Source organism: Streptomyces sp. yr375, assembly GCF_900110755.1.
In the GTDB taxonomy this organism is placed as follows: domain Bacteria; phylum Actinomycetota; class Actinomycetes; order Streptomycetales; family Streptomycetaceae; genus Streptomyces.
This window is the reverse complement of the sequence record NZ_FOFF01000019.1, coordinates 51,951-68,433: the sequence shown is the minus strand read 5'-3', so window position 1 is coordinate 68,433 and position 16,483 is coordinate 51,951. Positions and strand designations below refer to the sequence as shown.

Sequence of the window (16,483 nt, the reverse complement as noted above, 5' to 3'; positions counted from 1 at the left end):
CCGAAACCCACCGCACAGCCGCCTCGGCGCTCCCCCGCTCCTCACCCGCGCACGAGACCCGTCAGCAGTTCGGCCAGGATCCGTACGCCGTCGCGGCTGAGCACCGACTCGGCGTGGAACTGCACGGACGCGAAGTGCGGTCCGCGCAGCGCGTGCACCTCACCGGTGTCGCGGTCCCGGCTGACCTCCACCGCGCCCACCCCCGCGCACTCGACCTTGTCCTCGGACGAGCGCGCCGCGAACGTGTTGTAGAAGCCGACGGTCTCGCGCGCCCCGAAGAAGTCGATCTCCCGTTGCGTCCCCTGGTTGGGCGTCTCACGGCGTGCCACCTCGAACCCCAGCCGCGTGCACAGCACTTGGTGACTGAGGCACACGGCGAGGAACGGGCGGCCCTCGGCCAGCAGCTCGTCGACGACCGTCCGCAGCCGTGCGATCTTCGGATGCCCGGCGTCCCGGGGGTCGCCGGGGCCGGGACCGAGCACCACGAGATCGTGGTCGCGCCACGCGGCCGTACCCCTCTCCTCGTCAAACCGACACACCGTCACCGACAGTCCCAGCGAGCGGAGTTGGTGGTCGAGCATCGCGGTGAAAGTGTCCTCCGCGTCGACGACCAGCACCCGCGCCCCGGCCAGCGCCGGCACCACCGTGGCGACCGCGTCCCGTCCGCCGAGCCAGAACTCGGCGACGGAGGCGTTGCGTTCGGCCAGCGCGGCGCGCACCTGCGGATGGTCGGCGAACCGCGCCGTCCGCGCGCCCTCCAGCGCGGCGAGCAGCCCGGCCGCCTTCGCCCGCGTCTCCGCCGCCTCGGCGTCCGGGTCGGAGTGCCGTACGACGGTGGCACCGACGCCGATGTCGAGGTGGCCGTCCGGGTCGATCTCCGCGGTGCGGATGAGGATGCAGGAGTCCAGTGCGCGGGCGCCCTGTTCGTCCCTGCCGATCAGCGCGGCGACGCCGCTGTAGTAGCCGCGGCCCTCGGGCTCGTACCGGGCGATCACCCGGCAGGCGCTCTCCAGCGGGCTGCCCGTGACCGTGGGCGCGAGCAGCGTCTCCCGCAGGATCTCGCGCGGGTCGCGGGTGCTGCGTCCCTCGATGAGGTACTCGGTGTGCGCGAGCCGGGCCATCTCCTTCAGATACGGTCCGACGACCGTGCCCCCGGTGTCGCAGATCCGGGCCATCATCTTCAGTTCCTCGTCGAGGACCATGTACAGCTCGTCGGTCTCCTTGCGGTCGGCGAGGAACCCCAGCACCTGGGCGAGGTCGGCGCCGGCGGCCGGATAGCGGTAGGTGCCGCTGATCGGGTTCATCACCACCGTGCCGCCGGACAGGCTCACATGCCGTTCCGGCGAGGCCCCGACGAAGGTGCGGCCGCCGGTGTGCACGACATGCGTCCAGTGCGCGCCGGTCTCCGTCTCCAGCAGGTTGCGGAAGAAGGACAGCGCGCCGGCCAGCGAGTAGTCGCCGATCCGCGCCCGGTACGAGCGTTTGATGACGAAGTTCGCGCCCTCGCCCATGCCGATCTCGTCCGCGATGACCTTCCGTACCGTCGCGGCGTACGTCTCGTCGTCGGGTGCGAAGTGCCCGTCGACCAGCCGGGTCGGGGTGCGGGCGAGCCGGGGCAGGGCCTCGGCCAGGGGCAGCGACTCCTGGGCGGTCACCTCCAGGGTGAGCAGCGGCGCGCCGTCGTCGACGCCGGCGTAGCCGCGCTCGCCGATCTGCCGGTAGGGCACCAGGGCCAGCACGTCGTGGCGGGCCCGGCCGTCGGCGGGCGGTTCGGTCGGCAGCGGGATCGACGCGAGGGTGGGCCGGTTGCGCACCTCGCCGACGAGCACCTCCAGCCGCCCGCCGCCGCCCGCCTCGGGCCGGTGCAGCAGGGCGAACGGCGGTGGGTGCGGGGCCAGCACCCTGTCGAGCAGATCGGATGCATGCGTGCCGCCCGTCATGCGACGACCTCCTTGACCGTGCGGACGACGGCGCAGCAGCGCGCCGCGTAGTCGAGCGCCAGCCGGTGATCGGCGGCGGAGAAGTCGGCGACGGCGTCGGCGACGAGGAACGTCTCCAGGTCGTGGGTGAACGCGTCGACGGCGGTCATCAGCACGCCGACGTGCGCGTACACCCCGCAGACGATCAGTTGGTCGCGGCCGTGCGCGCGCATCCGCTCCAGCAGACCGGTGCGGAAGAAGGCGCTGTAGCGCCACTTGGTGAACAGCCAGTCGTCGGGCCCCGGCGCCAGTTCCGCCGTGATCTCGCGGTCGGCTGCGGACCGCCGCATGCCCGGCCCCCAGAAGTCCCGCAGCAGACCGCGCTGCGCGTCGTCCATGGCGCCGGGCTGCGCCGTGTACGCGACGGGGATGCCGAGTTCGGCGCAACGGGTGCGCAACTGCGCGGCGTTGGACAGCAGTTGCTCCCGCAGGGGTGCCGGGAACGCCCGGAGGAAGTAGCGCTGCATGTCGTGCACCAGCAGCACCGCGCGCCGGGGATCGACCGTCCACGACGGGACGGGCGCGGGCAACTCGCCCGCGCGGGGCAGTTCGTAGGGTTCGATGGGAGGTATCCCGCTCATGTCTTCTCTCCGCCTCTTGTCTCCGCCTGGTCCGGTCGCGCGCCGGTCGCTCGCCGTCACGCGCCGGTCACGCGCCGGTCGCGGCTAACTGCCGAGGGTGGCGCCGCCGTCCACCGTGAGGCTGTGCAGGGTGATGTGTCCGGCCTGGTCGGACAGTAGGAACGTGACTGCGTCGGCGATGTCGTCGGGGCCGGCCAGCTTGCCGAGGGGGATGCCGACCCGGTACTCGTCGGGGCGGCCCTCGACGGTGCCGCGGCGTCCGCTCGCGTCGTGCCACATGGAGCTGAGCATCGGGGTGTCGGTGGACCCGGGGGCCACCACGTTGCACCGGATGCCGTGCCGGGCGACCTCCAAACCCAGGCACTTGGTGAACATCGTCGCGGCTGCCTTGGAAGCGGCGTACGCGGCCATGTGGGTGCGTGCGGTGCCCGCCGCGTTCGAGGCGACGGTGACGATGGCGCCGCGACCGCGCGGCACCATCCGGTTGACGACGGCGCGCGACATGAGGAACACGCCGGTGGCGTTCACCGCGAAGGTGGCGTCCCAGTCCTGGTCGGTCAGGTGCCGGGCCTCGGCCAGGTGCAGCACCCCCGCCGCGTTGACGAGGTGGTCGACCGGCCCGAGCACCTCCTCGACCACGTCGACGACGTCGCCGACCTCGGCGCGGTCGGTGAGGTCGGTGGGAAACCCCTCGGCCCGCACGCCGTCGGCGGTCAGCTTCTGCACGGTGCGCAGGACGCCGTCGGCGTCGCGGTCCACGACGGCGACCGTGGCCCCGCGTTCGCCGAGCGCGCGGGCCACCGCGGCCCCGATCCCGCCTGCCGCCCCGGTCACCAGAGCGATCTTGCCCTCCATCTGCGGTCCTCCTTCTTCTACGGGTTGGTACGGTCCACCCAGGCCGTGATCACGGAAACGGCCTGGTCCGGGCGCAGTCGCGGGTCGCACAGGCTGGTGTAGCGGTCGCCGACCCGGTCGGTGTCCGAGGGGCTCTGCGCGCATTCGGTGACGTCGTCCGGGGTGGTCTCCAGATGCAGTCCGCCGGCGGTCCCGCGCGCCGACAGCACGGCGGACCGGAACTCGCGTGCCTCGCGGGCGATCCAGTCGAGGTAGCGGGTCTTGCGGCCGTCCGGGGTGGTGACCGTGTTGGCGTGCATCGGGTCGCAGAGCCAGATGACGGGATGCCCGGCCTCCCGTACCGCCGCCACGAGCGGTGGCAGCCGGTGGGCGACGAGCTGCGCGCCCATGCGGGCGATCAGCGTGAGCCGGCCGGGTTCACGCGCCGGGTCGAGGCGCTCGCACAGGGCGAGCAGCTCTTCCGTGGTCATGCCCGGCCCCACCTTGCAGGCGACCGGATTGGCCACGGCGGCGAGCAACGCGACGTGCGCGCCGTCCAGTTGGCGGGTGCGGTCGCCGATCCACGGCCAGTGCGTGGAGGTGAGGACCGGCTTGCCCGAGGGGTCCTCGCGCACGAGCGGCAGCTCGTAGTCGAGGACGAGCGCCTCGTGGCTGGTCCACACGGGCGGGTCGATGCCGGGCTCCCCCGGTCCGCGGTGCCAGCCGAGGTGGCGCATCACCGTGCGGGAGGCGCGGTAGCAGGCCAGCATGCGCTGCGGGTCCGGCCGTCTGGCCGCCCGGTCGGCTTGGGGGCCGTTGACCATGTGGCCCCGGTAGACGGGAAGTTCGAGGTCGCCGGCCCACTCCGTCGGTTTGGAACGGGGCTTGCCGAACTGGCCGGCCAGCCGCCCCACCCGGACCACCGGCCGGTGGCCGACGCCCTTCAGCGCGCCCGCGAGGACGTCCAACAGGCCTGCCTTGCGGGCGACATGGGGCCGGGTGCTCTCGGCGGGGTCCTCCGCACAGTCGCCCGCCTGCACCACGTGGGCGTCCCCGGCGGCGACGACGGCCAGCACCGAGCGCAGCGTGCGCACGTCCTCGGGGGTGACGAGCCCCGGCGCGGCCCGCAGTTGCCGCCGCACCCGCCGTACGCCCTCCGCGTCGCCCCAACTCGGCTGCTGCCGGGCGGGTTTCGAGCCGATGTCGCCGATGACATCGATATCACCGACACCACTGGTACCACCGATGTCAGCTATATCGCTTATATCGCCGCTGCCGGGCACAGGGTTGTCCACTGAAGCCTCTCCCGTTGTGGATGGATCGGTCCGCCGTGTCGTCTCACGGTTGCCGTGAGGCACGGATCGCCGTGGCACGGATCGCTCGCCGTGCGGCACGGATCTCGCGGGTCGCTGTGCATACCTGTGCGGGAACCGGCCCGACGGCCGGGTGTGTGTCCGCCGACGGTCCGATCCTGTGACGGGGGCCGGAGCGCGACAACGCGCGGCGGCTCACTTCGTCAGGTGCCCGAGCGCGCCCGGTCCGCCTGCCCGTTCCAGACCTGGCCCGGGCTGTTGAGTACGGCGATGGCGTGGGCGGCCGAGGCGAGGGTCATGTGGCGGTGCCAGCCGTCGAACGAACGGCCCACGTAGTCCTCGATGCCCACGTTCTTGGCGACTTCGCGGTAGTCGTCGCGCACCCGCTCCAACTGGCTGAACAGCGTTAGCAGCGACGCCGGGTGATGCTCCGTCAGATTGGTGAGCCACAGCTCGGGCTCGGCCGGCCGGCCGGCCTTGGCCAGCCCGATCAGAGCCAGCCTGCGGCTGCCGCCGGCCCGCAGTCGTCCGGTGAGTCCCAGGGGAAGCCGTACGGCCACGCTGGAGATCAGGCCCGTGCGGACCCGGCCGTAGCTGCCGAACTCGCGCCACTGGACGGGCTGTCTGGTGCCGGCGGCCGCGCGGACGACGTCACCGGCGGGCATGCTCGCCGAGCAGCGGTGGCCGGTCAGCGCCGCGTCCGAGACGAGCAGCGGGACCGACGGGTCGACCCGGGCCAGCAGCGGGATGCCCTTGCGGCCCAGCCGGTCGACGAGCGTGGCGAGGTTCAGGGCGCCGGCGTCCAGCACCACTGGGCGTACCGGCATCCCCCAGTCCGTCACCATGCCGACGCACAGCCGGACGGCCCGGTCGGACAGGGTCTCGGCCTCGGTGCTGTCGGGGATGGAGGCCCGGTCGCGCAGTGACCGGTCGTCGATCCAGGTCGGCGGCAGATGCAGCCCCCAGTCGACGGGGCTGCTGCGGCAGCCGGAGGCCGCCCAGACGCCGATCGCCTGCTGCGCGTTGAGCACGCGCCCCTCGGCGGGGACGAACCTGCGGTCCACGCCGACCGAGTGCTGCCCGGCCTTGCGGATCACCGTCTCCTGCACGACCCATGCCTCGACCGGCAGGCGCGGCACCAGATAGCGGGCCAGGGCTTGGCGCACCGGGGCCCAGTCCCACGTCGACTCGCTGATGAAGTGGTGCAGGCTCTGGTCGGTCGCCCGGCCGCCGATCAGACTCGCGATGTTCCTGATCGACTTGCGCCCGGGCACCTCCAGGAGCCCCCTGACGTACTCGACGCCCTTCTTGCGCTGATCGGCGCGCGGCAAGGAGGCGAAGAGCGAAGTCGATATCTCGCGCAGTAATTCATCCGGCGGAACATTCTCGCCGAATAATCGATCCGCGCTCTCTCCGTGTTTTCCCATTCTTGTCAGCGGAAACCCGGCTGCACTCAAAAGTGACCCCCGAATAGCTGTCCCGCCAGGCTTGGAACATATTGCCTGCCGGACGGTCAGTACAACACGGGAGATCACTTTATCGACCGGCCAACCTTTGCACCACCACAGGGCGGGCAGATCTGTCACCTACGCCTCCGAGGAGTGGAAACACACCGGTCGCCCCGTTGGGGAACGCCTTCGTTGCACCCGGAAACTACGAAAAAGTGGACGTTACACCCAACAATCAGCTTTGCCTTGTCTTTACGGCGTCTTTACTTGGGCGAAGAGACGTACACGGTCTCGCCGAGGTACGCACCGTGCGTGACCTCGCGCACGAGGGCGTGCGCGATATCGGTCCGGAAGGTGAGCGGGCGCGGCACCGGACGCGCGGTCATCCGGTAGTCGCTCACCTCGCTCCCGGCGACGAGCCGCCCGGGCCGCAGCAGTGTCCAGTCGAGCCCCGATTCCCGCACGATGTTCTCCATGCGCCGCACGTCCCGCTGGACGGCGGATCCGGAGGCGAGGACCAGCGGCCGGATCGCCCGCTGCCGCAGGAGCCCGGCCGGGGACAGGTCGGCCGCGTCGAGGTCGGCCGAGGCGACGCACAGCAGCCGCCGCATCCCGTGGCCGATCATCGCCTTGACGATGTTGTAGGTGGCCTGCGAGCAGACGGTGACGGGCCGCACGGAGGGCGGCACCCCGATCACCGAGACGACCGCGTCATGGCCGCCCGTCACCCAGTCCACCGCGTCGGCGTCCATCACGTCGGCGGCGGCGGTCTGCACCCGGTGGTCGCAGAACGGGAAGTCGGCGGGCCGCCGGGTGACCGCGGTGACGGTGTGCCCCGCGGTCATGGCCATGGCCGTGACCAGCCGTCCCGTGGGGCTGTTGGCGCCGAACACGACCAGCTTCATGCGTTCCTTCCTGGCGGGCGGGCCGATCGGCTGAAGAACTACGGAACGACGGTCGGATGCAGACCAATGGTCGGTTGTAGAACAACGATCGGGCTCTCGTACATTGTTCGAGTGTGTCGATCAATGTACTACGCGGTGTTCTCCCACGTACGATGAGCCGGAAAGGTGGGTGGTGTCAGCGTGGGAAAGTCACGGGGGAACGGTCGTACGGGCTCGGGTGCCGAGCAGAGCATCTGGCTGCGCCGCTCGCCCGCGCCGCGCCAGGAACCGCCGCTGACCAGGACGCGCATCATCGAGGCGGCGATCGCCCTGCTCGACGAGGAGGGCATGGAGCGGCTCACCATGCGCCGGCTCGCGGAGCGGCTCGGCGTCGGCGCCACGACGCTGTACTGGCACATCGACACCAAGGACGACGTCGTCGACCTGGCCACCGACGCCATCTTCGCCGGGGCCCCGCTCCCCGACCGCCACGACGGAGACTGGCAGGAGAACGTCGTGGCCCTCCTCTCCGAGTGTCGGGCCATGCTCCTGCGGCACCCCTGGTCCGCGGCGCTGCCACTGCGTCAACGGCCGTCGATCGGGCCGAACTTCCTCACGTGGCTGGAGTTCCTCCAGGCGACGCTGTCGCGCGCCGGATTCAAGGCGCAGCAGACCCAGGCCACCTGCTGGCTACTGTACAACCACGTCCTGGGCTCGGCGGCGAGCCAGTCCAACCTCCAGTGGTCGAAGGCCGAACGCGCGGCGGCGCAGGAGCAGTTGCGCGAGCAGCGGGACGTCTACCCGACGCTGGTGGCGTACGAGTACATGCTCGACGAGGACTGGGAGGACAACTTCCACGTGGGCGTGCGGCTCGTCCTCGACGGTCTGGCGGCCCAACTCCCCGCCGCCGGCTGAGACCGCCGCTCATCTGACAGATCCGCAGGTCGTTGCTGGACCTCCGATCGCGCTCCGAGTGTCCTGATCCCAGGACGTCAGGACGACATTGGAGCAGACCATGATCACATGCGGTGCCGCCCAGGACGACGCGCGGGGACAGGGGCAGGGACGGGAACGGGGACGGGGCATACTCGCGACCGGGTCGTACGTGCCCAGTCGGGTGATGACCAACAAGGACATCAGCGAGCTGGCCGGGACCTCCGAGCTGGCGATCCTGCGCAAGACCGCGATCCGTGAACGGCGTTGGGCCAAGCCCGAGGAGGCGACGTCGGACCTGGCCGTCGCGGCCGGCCGGGCGGCCCTGGAGCGGGCCGGGATCGGCGCCGCCGAGCTCGGTCTCATCATCGTGGCGACCTCCACCCCGGACTCCCCGCAGCCGGCGACGGCCTGTGTCGTCGCCGACGAGCTGGGCGCCGGTCACGGCACGGCCGCCTTCGACGTCAACTCGGTGTGCAGCGGCTTCACTTTCGCCCTGTCGATCGCCGAGCGCACGCTCGCCGACTCGACGGCCGACTACGCCCTGGTCATCGGCGCCGACGTGTACTCGCGCATCCTCTCGCCCATGGACCGGCGCACGATCGTGCTGTTCGGGGACGGCGCCGGCGCTGTCGTGCTCGGTCCGGGCGGCGGCCAACGGCTGGTCTCCGCGCGGCTGGCGAGCTTCGCCTCCGCGCGCGAGCTGATCGGGGTGCCCGGCGGCGGCAGCCGGATGCCGGCGACGCAGGAGACGCTGCGCGAGGGGATGCAGTACTTCTCGATGAACGGCCGGGGCGTCAGCGAGTTCGTCGAGACCCAAGTCGTCCCCGGCATACAGGAGTTCCTCAAGGACAACGGGGTGAGCCAGGACGACATCGCGCACTTCGTGCCCCACCAGGCCAACGGGCGGCTCCTGGAGAGCATGGCGGAACGGCTGGGCATCCCCGCCGAGCGGATGGCCACCACGGTCACCCGGTACGGCAACACCGGCGCGGCCTCGGTCCCCATCACCCTTGACCAGTTGGCCCGTTCGGGCGCGGTGGCGCCGGGCGACCTGACGCTGCTGGCGGCGTTCGGCGGCGGCATGTCCATGGGCCTGACACTGCTGCGCGCCGGCTGACCCCGACGCCGTCGCGGTACGTCACGTCCGGCCGCGCGCACACGAAGGAGGCCCGGTCCCGTCGTCCACGCCACGGGGCCGGGCCTCCTCGTACGGCTCATACCGTTCGTACCGCTCGTACGGCTGCTGCGGCTCACTTCTTGCCGATGTGCAGCGCTTCCTTCTTGAAGACCTCGAAGTAGCTGGGGACGCCCTGGGTGGTGATGACCTCGACGCGGGCGCGGAGGTTGCGGTTGTCGACCGCCTCCCGCACCAGCGCGTCCGCGAGGTCGTTGCGCGAGGTGAACCAGCCGGGGTGGCGGGAGGTGCTGACGACGTAGTCGGTGGTGGTCGTGGCGTCGAAGAGACCGGCGGGCCGGACGACCGTCCAGTCCAGGTCGCTCGCGGCCACGATGTCCTCCATGCGGCTCGTGTCCTCGTAGAGGGGGCGGCCCATCTTGAGCAGGATCGGCACGATCACCTTGCGGAAGACGAACGCCTCGCCGGGCGCGTCCTCGTAGTTGGCGCCGATCGAGCTGACGCAGACCAGACGCCGGATGCCATGGGCGTCCATCGCCTTGATGACGTTCGCGGTGCCCTCCGAGTACACCGTCACCGGCTCCTTGGTGTACGGGATGCCGACCGTGGAGATGACGGCGTCGTGGTCGGCCACCACGCGGTGCACGTCGTCGGGGGCGAGGATGTCCGCCTTGACCACGCTCAACCGGGCGTCGCTCAGCTCGAACGCGTCGGGCCGCCGGGTCACCGCGGTGACCTCGTGACCCTCACGGAGTGCCTGTTCGGTGGTCAGTCGGCCGGTCGGGCCGTTCGCGCCGAATATGACCAGTTTCACGGGGGTTTCCTCCTGTGCGAGGGACGTCGATCTAGCACTCGAACGTTGGTCTAGTACCGGATCAACGTACCATGAAAGGGTAAAGCCATACGGCGCGCACCCGCGGCCCTGAAGCTGCCGCGGGTGCGCACGTCTTTCCCGTTCCCGTCTCTGACGGTCCGTCAGTCCACGGACAGACGGGGGAACTTCTTCATCAGGAACGCGAAGTCGAGGAACTCGATGGCGGACTCCTGCTGTTCCAGCCCCGTCCGGTAGGCGGTGGCCACCTCCACCAGGCGCAGGGTCTGGTACTCGATCGCCTTGCGGTTGTCCTCGTGCACGTTGTTCGGCGCGTGCCGCGAGACGCTGCATGTGCCGTACGGCGATCCGTTGTGCTCGGACGCCAGGATCTCGACGCTCGAACCGTTGGGCACGATGAGGCAGCCCCAGTGGCACAGCACGTTGTGCAGGGCGAGGATCGCCGTCTGCTGGCCGGCGTGCGCGGCGGACCCGGAGGCGAACACGGTCGCGACCTTGTTCGCCAGCTTCCCCGGAATGGCGACCGGGCCGGAGCGGTCGACGAAGTTCAGGATCTGCGGGGCCGGCAGACCGAAGTGGACCGGCGTGCCGATCATGATCGCGTCCGCCGCCACCAGGTCGTCCAGCGTGGCCACCGGTATGTCGCGGGTGGCGGCGTCCAGTTCGGCGTAGGCCTCCTTGTCCAGCACCATCGGGTCCGGGAGTTCGGGGACCTTGAGCAACTGCGGCTCCGCACCCGCCTTTTCGGCCGCGGCGGCCGCCGCTTTCGCCAACTCGAAGATGTTGCCGCTGCGGGAATGGAAGACAATGGCTACCTTGACCATGGAGAAACTCCTCGCCGTTCGTCGTTACGGGGCCTGTGGCGTCCCCGGCTACGAGGCGTCATCCTCACGGCCCCGCGTGCGCTCTGCCCAGGGCGACGCCGGATAGTTCGTCAGATAGGCGAGGGGCGGCTGCGTACGGAATTCCGGCGGGCGGCGGACCTGACAGAGTGGCGAGTCGCGGGTTGAGCGGCACCGATCCCGTGCATTGTGCTGTCCCCCATGTCGAATTCCACGGAAACAGCAGCAGGAACAGCAGCAGGAACAGCAGCCGGCACTTCCGCCGGTGTGCAGATCACCCTTCCCACCGAACCCGGCGGGATTTCGGCGGCGTTCGAGCAGGCTTTCAACGCGGGCAGTCTCGACGCCATCAAGCAGCTTTTCGAGCCGGACGCCCTGCGTGTTCTCGCTCCCGGCCAGTACCTGTCGGGCGAGGAGATGTGGAAGTCGGCCGAGCAGACCCTGCCGGACCGGCTGCCGGTCAAGCTGTCGGTGCGGCACATCTACACGGTCGCCGACACGGCACTGCTGATCTGCGACTACGTCCACGAGGGCACCGGCCCGGACGGAACGCACCAGCGCGTCGAGGGCACGGCCGCGGACATCCTCCGCCGTGGCGCGGACGGCGTCTGGCGGTGTCTGATCAGCAACCCGCCCGGCACCACCCGCGCCTGAGCGGCGGGGCCGACCGATGCCGGACACCTCCGACGACGACCTGCACGCGCCCGCCACAGCACCCTGGTCGCGCGCCATCGACGTACACCACCACATCCTCCCGGAGTTCTACCTCGACGAACTGGCCCGGCTGGGCGTCGCGACGATCCTTCCCGGCGTCGACCGGCCGACCTGGAGTGCGCGCGGCAGCCTCGCCATGATGGACCGGCACGGCATCCGGGCCGCCGTGGTGAGCGTCTGGCCGGGGGTGCCGGCGACCCTGGAGCCGAAGCCGGCCGCGCGGTTCGCGCGCCGGGTGAACGAGTATCTCGCCGAGCTGGTCGCCGCGCACCCCGGCCGGTTCGGCGCGTTCGCCACCCTGCCGTTTCCCCATCCGGACCTGGTCCTGGCGGAGTTCGAGTACGCCGTCGACGTGCTCGGGCTGGACGGCGTGGGCCTGGTCAGCAACTACGGCGGCCTGTACGTGGGCGACCGCTCGATGGACCCGCTGTTCGCGGCGGCGGCCCACCGGCGCACCCCGCTGTTCGTGCATCCGACGGTGCCGCCGTCGACCGGTCAGCCCGACTTCGGCCTGCCGGCCTCGCTGTACGAGTTCCCCTTCGAAACGGTGCGCGTGGCGGCCCAACTCCTCTACAACCAGACGCTGGAGAGGTACCCGGAGCTGCCGGTGATCCTGCCGCACGGCGGGGGCGGCGTCCCCTTCTACGCCGGCCGGCTCGCCTGCGGCGGACTCATCAGCGCGCCCCTCGCGGACCGACTGCCCGAGGACCCCGTCGGCTCACTGCGACGGCTCTACGTCGACATCGCCATGGCCGGCGACCCGCACGCCCTCGCGGCCCTGCGGTCCTTCGCCCCGGCGGACCGGATCCTCGTCGGCTCGGACTTCCCGCTCATGCCCGAGCACTACATCCGCGACACCGCTCAACAGGTCGTCGACCAGGGCGGGTTGAGCACTGAGGAGCGCCACCGGCTGGAGCACGCCAACGCCGAGGCCCTCTTCCCCCGGCTCCTCCCACGCCACAACGAGCGCAGAGACGGAAGCGAACACGGACACGGACACCGACACGGAAAGGACGTGTGAGATCGCCGTGCTGGACAAGGAGACGGTCGCCGCCTATCTGGACCGCATCGGGGCCGACCACCCGCCCCGTCTGGACGCGGACGCCCTGCGCCACCTGCACGAACGGCATGTGCTGTCGGTGCCGTTCGACAACCTCGACTATGTGCGCGGCGGCGACATCCGGATGGACGAACGGGCCGTCGCCAAGATCGTCCACGAGCGGCGCGGGGGCCTGTGCGGTGAGATCAACATCGCGTTCCATCTCCTGCTGGCGGCCCTGGGCTTCGACGTCACCCTGCACCAGGGCCGCGTCCACCTGCCGGACGGCGGGATCACCGCCCCGTACCACCACGTGGTGATGACGGTGGCCGTCGACGGCGCGCGATGGATCGCCGACATCGGGTTCGGCAAGAGCAGCCGCCGCCCGCTCCTGCTCGACCACGACGGCCAACAGCCGGACCCACACGGCGAGTTCACGACGCGGCGGCTGGACCGGCGGTCCGTCGAGGTGGTCCGGGGCGGGACACCGCTGTACGTCCTCTACGAGGAGCCGGTCGAGCCGGACGAGTTCCGCCAGACGATGTGGTGGTACCGGACGAGCCCGGACTCCCCGTTCCTCCAGACCCTCGTCTGCTCGCTCCCGCTGGAGGACGGCTGGGTCATCATGCGGGACGACCTGCTGACCGTCGTCTCAGGGGAACGCCGACGGACCGAGCAACTCACCGACGACGACGCGGTGTTGGCGGCGTACGAGAAGTGGTTCGGGATGCGGCTGGCGGAACGCCCCGTGCCGACCCCGTACACGAACGACTCGCTCCGCTTCTCGTTCGACAACCACTGACCGCCACTGACCGACAGGGGAAACGGCATGCTGGACGAAGTGACGACGGCCGCCTATCTGAAACGGATCTCGGCCGACCGGCCCGAGCGGCCCGACCTCGCCGCGCTGCGCCACCTCCATGAGCGGCATCTGCTGTCGGTGCCCTTCGAGAGCCTCGACTACCACCTCGGCAGGGAGATCTACTACAAGGACGAACGGATCGTCGAGAAGATCGTGCACCAGCGCCGCGGCGGCGCTTGCGGCGAGCTGAACAGCTCGTTCTTCTTCCTGCTCCAATCCCTGGGCTTCGCCGTGGAGTTGCGGCACGGGCGGGTCTGGATCGGCGGCCGGCTGCGCGATCCGTACAACCACATGCTGCTCACCGCCGAGGTCGAGGGGCGTCGCTGGATCGTCGACGTCGGGTTCGGCAGGGGCAGCCGGTATCCGATCGCGCTGGACACCCCGGAGGCACAGGCGGATCCGCACGGCGTGTTCAGCGTCCGGAGGGTCGACGAGCGGGCCACCGACGTCCTGCGCGACGGAAAACCGCAGTACCGCCTCTACGACGATCCGACGTCGCTGTCGGACTTCGACCAGGTCATCCACTGGTACCGGACGAGCCCCGACTCGATGCTCCTGCAGAACATGTTCTGCTCCCTACCCACCGACGACGGCTGGGTCGTGCTCAAGAACGACGTGCTCAGCGTCACCCGCGGAAAGGAGACGGCGACCGAGAAACTCGCCGACGACGACGCGGTGTTGGCGGCGTACGAGAAGTGGTTCGGCGTCACGCTCGACAAGCGGCCCACGCCGAGCCCGTATCTGAGGGCCTCCGTACGCATGGCGTTTGAGGAGAAATAGGCGCCCCCCTTTCGCCCTCACCACTCCCACCACTTCCACCATTCCCAAAACTCTCGACACCCCGAACCCGGCCCCGTGGAGGACTTCGTCATGCCCAAATGGGAACTCGCACCGGTCAGTCCGCGCAGCGTCGCGCTGGCATTGCCCGAAAGGGTCGTCACCAATGCGGAACTGTGCGAAACCCTGGACACCACGCCGGAGTGGATCGAGGAGAAGACCGGAATTCTTCAGCGGCGGTTTCTCCAGTCACACGAGACCGTTCTCGACCTCGCCGTCGAGTCGGCCCGCAAGGCGATGGCGGCGGCCGAGATCGGCGCCCGTGACATCGACGTCCTGGTGGTCGCCTGCACCAGCCCGGACTGGATCATGCCCTCGCTGGGCGTGAGCCTCGCCGAGCGCCTCGGCATCGAGACCCCGCGGATCCTCGACCTCACCCAGCACGCGTGCGCCTCGTCCGCGTACGGCATGTACACGGCGTCCTGCCTGCTCCAGGAGCCGGGGCTGGACACCGCGCTGGTGGTCTGCGCCGAGCGCGGCTCGGGCATCACCGACCCGCAGGACCGCCTGACCCGGATCTTCTTCGGCGACGCGGCGGGCGCGGTGGTGCTGCGCCGGACGGACGGCGCGGACGGCCTGCTCAGCTACGACCTCGGCAACGTCTACTCGGACGGCGTCCGGATGGCGTCGGCCTGGCGGGTGGACCAGGAGGTGCCGACGTCGCCGACCGACACCCCGCGCTCGCCGTACATCTTCATGGACGGCAACGTGGTGCTGCGGGAGGCGATGACCCGGGTGCCGAAGTCGCTGAGCGAGGCGCTGTCGCTGGCCGGGGTCACGGTCGACGAGGTGAGCGGGTTCGCCGTCCACCAGGCGAACGCCAAGCTGGTGCGGCACATCGGGCGGATCGCCGGCGCCGAGCCCGAACGGGTCCCGGTCACCGCCGACACCCTGGGCAACACCGCCGCGGCCTCGCCGCTGACGGCCCTGTGGCGGCTGGCCGCCGAGGGCCGGGCCCGGCGCGGCGACGTCATCGTGCTCGGCGCGATCGGGGCGGGTTTCCTCTACGGCTCACTCGTCTTCCGGCTCCCGGCGGACCTGGTCGCGGCGGAGGTCCCGGGCATGGCGCTGCCCGGAGCGGGGTGACGGCCGGCCCCGGCGGACCACTGTCCGGCCACGGCCGCTGTCCGGATCGGCACGTCCGCCGCCTCTTTCCGCCTACTCTGGCGCCCGAACCACCGGAGTACGGAAGGGACCGTCGTGCGCACACCTCTCTCCTGGCTGGCGGGCCGGTACTCGCTCGGGCCGCGCAGCGTCCAACGGGCGGCGCTGGCCTCGGTCGTGGCCGCCATCGCCATCGTCGTCACCGGCGGCATCGTCCGCGTCACGGGCTCGGGCCTGGGCTGCCCGGAGTGGCCCACGTGCACGGACAGCACGCTGGCGCCCACGGCGGAGATGGGGCTGCACGGCGCGATCGAGTTCGGCAACCGGCTGCTCACCGGGGCGCTGTGCGCCGTCGTGGGCTGGGTCATCATCACGGCCCGGATCCAGCGCACGCCGATGCCGCGGGTGCTGCGCTGGGCGTGGGCGCAGTTCTGGGTCGTCGTGCTGAACGCGGTGGTGGGCGGCGTCACCGTCTGGATGCGGCTGAGCCCGTACATCGTCGCGGCGCACTTCCTGGCCGCGATGCTGCTGCTCACAGCGGCGGTCATCACCTGGTACGAGGCTCGGCACCACGGCGGCGAGAGCGAGCCGGCCACGGCCGTACCACTGCCGCCGGCCACGACTGTGGCGCTGCCGCCGGCCTGCCGTACCGTCTCGGTGTCCCTGCTCGCCGTGAACGCGTTGCTGCTGGTGGTGGGCACCCTCGCCACCGGGTCGGGGCCGCACGCGGGCGACTCCTCCGACGTCCCCCGCATGCCGCTGAACTGGACGCTGGTGACGACCGTCCACGGGCTGCTGGCCGCCGCCGTCATGGCGGGCGCGGGCTTCCTGCTGTACGCCCTGCCGCGCGACGGCTTCGCCGCGGCCCGCCGTAAGACGGTGTTCTTCCTGGCGGCCGTACTGGCGCAGGGCGCCGTCGGTCTGGTGCAGTCGCTGACCGGCCTGCCGGCGCTCGCCGTCGTCCTGCACCTCCTGGGATCGGCGCTCGTGTGGACCGGCGCGCTCCAGGTGTACCTCACGGTAACGGCGTCGACTTCACGCCAACCGTCACCGCCCGACCGGGCCGAACCGCAGCCCCTGCCCGCCGACACGACGTCCGCCCGGTAACGTCCCGGAAATCGAAGACCCAGGTGGTGATCGCCT

General features: G+C 70.8%; 16 protein-coding genes. 8 read left to right on the top strand and 8 right to left on the bottom strand.

Going from position 1 to position 16,483, the window contains the following annotated elements; all coding sequences use genetic code 11:
* Window positions 1–41 precede the first annotated feature (41 nt).
* The 6 genes from BMZ82_RS20130 to BMZ82_RS20105 form a co-directional block, all read right to left on the bottom strand.
* Window positions 42–1,940 (bottom strand): anthranilate synthase family protein, encoded by a 1,899-nt coding sequence (locus BMZ82_RS20130; protein ID WP_093777669.1) that lies wholly within the window; start codon window positions 1,938–1,940, stop codon window positions 42–44.
* Complete coding sequence (locus BMZ82_RS20125) at window positions 1,937–2,560, bottom strand: isochorismatase family protein (RefSeq protein WP_093777667.1); 624 nt, start codon at window positions 2,558–2,560, stop codon at window positions 1,937–1,939. Before BMZ82_RS20125 ends, BMZ82_RS20130 begins: the two co-directional genes overlap by 4 nt.
* A gap of 84 nt (window positions 2,561–2,644) precedes the next feature.
* A complete protein-coding gene (locus BMZ82_RS20120) occupies window positions 2,645–3,415 on the bottom strand; it encodes a 2,3-dihydro-2,3-dihydroxybenzoate dehydrogenase (RefSeq protein ID WP_093777665.1) in 771 nt (256 codons plus the stop codon).
* A gap of 17 nt (window positions 3,416–3,432) precedes the next feature.
* A complete protein-coding gene (locus tag BMZ82_RS20115) occupies window positions 3,433–4,614 on the bottom strand; it encodes a 3-deoxy-7-phosphoheptulonate synthase (RefSeq protein ID WP_093777798.1) in 1,182 nt (393 codons plus the stop codon).
* Window positions 4,615–4,910: 296 nt separating this feature from the next.
* Complete coding sequence (locus BMZ82_RS20110; protein ID WP_177244571.1) at window positions 4,911–6,038, bottom strand: IS701 family transposase; 1,128 nt, start codon at window positions 6,036–6,038, stop codon at window positions 4,911–4,913.
* Window positions 6,039–6,418: 380 nt separating this feature from the next.
* Complete coding sequence (locus tag BMZ82_RS20105) at window positions 6,419–7,060, bottom strand: NAD(P)-dependent oxidoreductase (protein ID WP_093777661.1); 642 nt, start codon at window positions 7,058–7,060, stop codon at window positions 6,419–6,421.
* 180 nt (window positions 7,061–7,240) lie between these two features.
* On the opposite strand from BMZ82_RS20105, the gene BMZ82_RS20100 reads away from it, so the two are divergent.
* Window positions 7,241–7,954, top strand: a complete 714-nt coding sequence (locus BMZ82_RS20100) for a TetR/AcrR family transcriptional regulator C-terminal domain-containing protein (RefSeq protein ID WP_093777659.1) — start codon at window positions 7,241–7,243, stop codon at window positions 7,952–7,954.
* A 169-nt stretch (window positions 7,955–8,123) separates the two neighbouring features.
* A complete protein-coding gene (locus tag BMZ82_RS20095; protein WP_256252019.1) occupies window positions 8,124–9,092 on the top strand; it encodes a 3-oxoacyl-ACP synthase III family protein in 969 nt (322 codons plus the stop codon).
* A 133-nt stretch (window positions 9,093–9,225) separates the two neighbouring features.
* On the opposite strand, the gene BMZ82_RS20090 is transcribed toward BMZ82_RS20095, so the two are convergent.
* Together BMZ82_RS20090 and BMZ82_RS20085 are read right to left on the bottom strand one after the other, a co-directional pair.
* Window positions 9,226–9,924: an NAD(P)-dependent oxidoreductase gene (locus BMZ82_RS20090; RefSeq protein ID WP_093777657.1), complete on the bottom strand. Its 699-nt coding sequence runs from the start codon at window positions 9,922–9,924 to the stop codon at window positions 9,226–9,228.
* Between the two features lie 161 nt (window positions 9,925–10,085).
* The gene (locus BMZ82_RS20085; protein WP_093777655.1) at window positions 10,086–10,766 is read right to left on the bottom strand and encodes an NAD(P)H-dependent oxidoreductase; all 681 of its coding nucleotides are present in this window, start codon (window positions 10,764–10,766) and stop codon (window positions 10,086–10,088) included.
* A 219-nt stretch (window positions 10,767–10,985) separates the two neighbouring features.
* Between BMZ82_RS20085 and BMZ82_RS20080 the strand changes: the two genes are divergently transcribed.
* The 6 genes from BMZ82_RS20080 to BMZ82_RS20055 all read left to right on the top strand — a co-directional run bounded on the left by BMZ82_RS20080 (window position 10,986) and on the right by BMZ82_RS20055 (window position 16,447).
* The gene (locus BMZ82_RS20080) at window positions 10,986–11,438 is read left to right on the top strand and encodes a YybH family protein (protein WP_093777653.1); all 453 of its coding nucleotides are present in this window, start codon (window positions 10,986–10,988) and stop codon (window positions 11,436–11,438) included.
* Window positions 11,439–11,454: 16 nt separating this feature from the next.
* Complete coding sequence (locus BMZ82_RS20075; RefSeq protein WP_093777651.1) at window positions 11,455–12,519, top strand: amidohydrolase family protein; 1,065 nt, start codon at window positions 11,455–11,457, stop codon at window positions 12,517–12,519.
* 7 nt (window positions 12,520–12,526) lie between these two features.
* Window positions 12,527–13,339: an arylamine N-acetyltransferase family protein gene (locus tag BMZ82_RS20070; protein ID WP_177244570.1), complete on the top strand. Its 813-nt coding sequence runs from the start codon at window positions 12,527–12,529 to the stop codon at window positions 13,337–13,339.
* Window positions 13,340–13,366: 27 nt separating this feature from the next.
* Window positions 13,367–14,179: an arylamine N-acetyltransferase family protein gene (locus BMZ82_RS20065; RefSeq protein ID WP_093777647.1), complete on the top strand. Its 813-nt coding sequence runs from the start codon at window positions 13,367–13,369 to the stop codon at window positions 14,177–14,179.
* A gap of 90 nt (window positions 14,180–14,269) precedes the next feature.
* Window positions 14,270–15,322, top strand: coding sequence for a 3-oxoacyl-ACP synthase III family protein (locus BMZ82_RS20060; RefSeq protein ID WP_143098881.1), 1,053 nt, complete (start codon window positions 14,270–14,272; stop codon window positions 15,320–15,322).
* A gap of 114 nt (window positions 15,323–15,436) precedes the next feature.
* On the top strand, window positions 15,437–16,447 hold the full coding sequence (locus tag BMZ82_RS20055; protein ID WP_256252010.1) for a COX15/CtaA family protein: 1,011 nt from the start codon (window positions 15,437–15,439) through the stop codon (window positions 16,445–16,447).
* Window positions 16,448–16,483 lie beyond the last annotated feature (36 nt).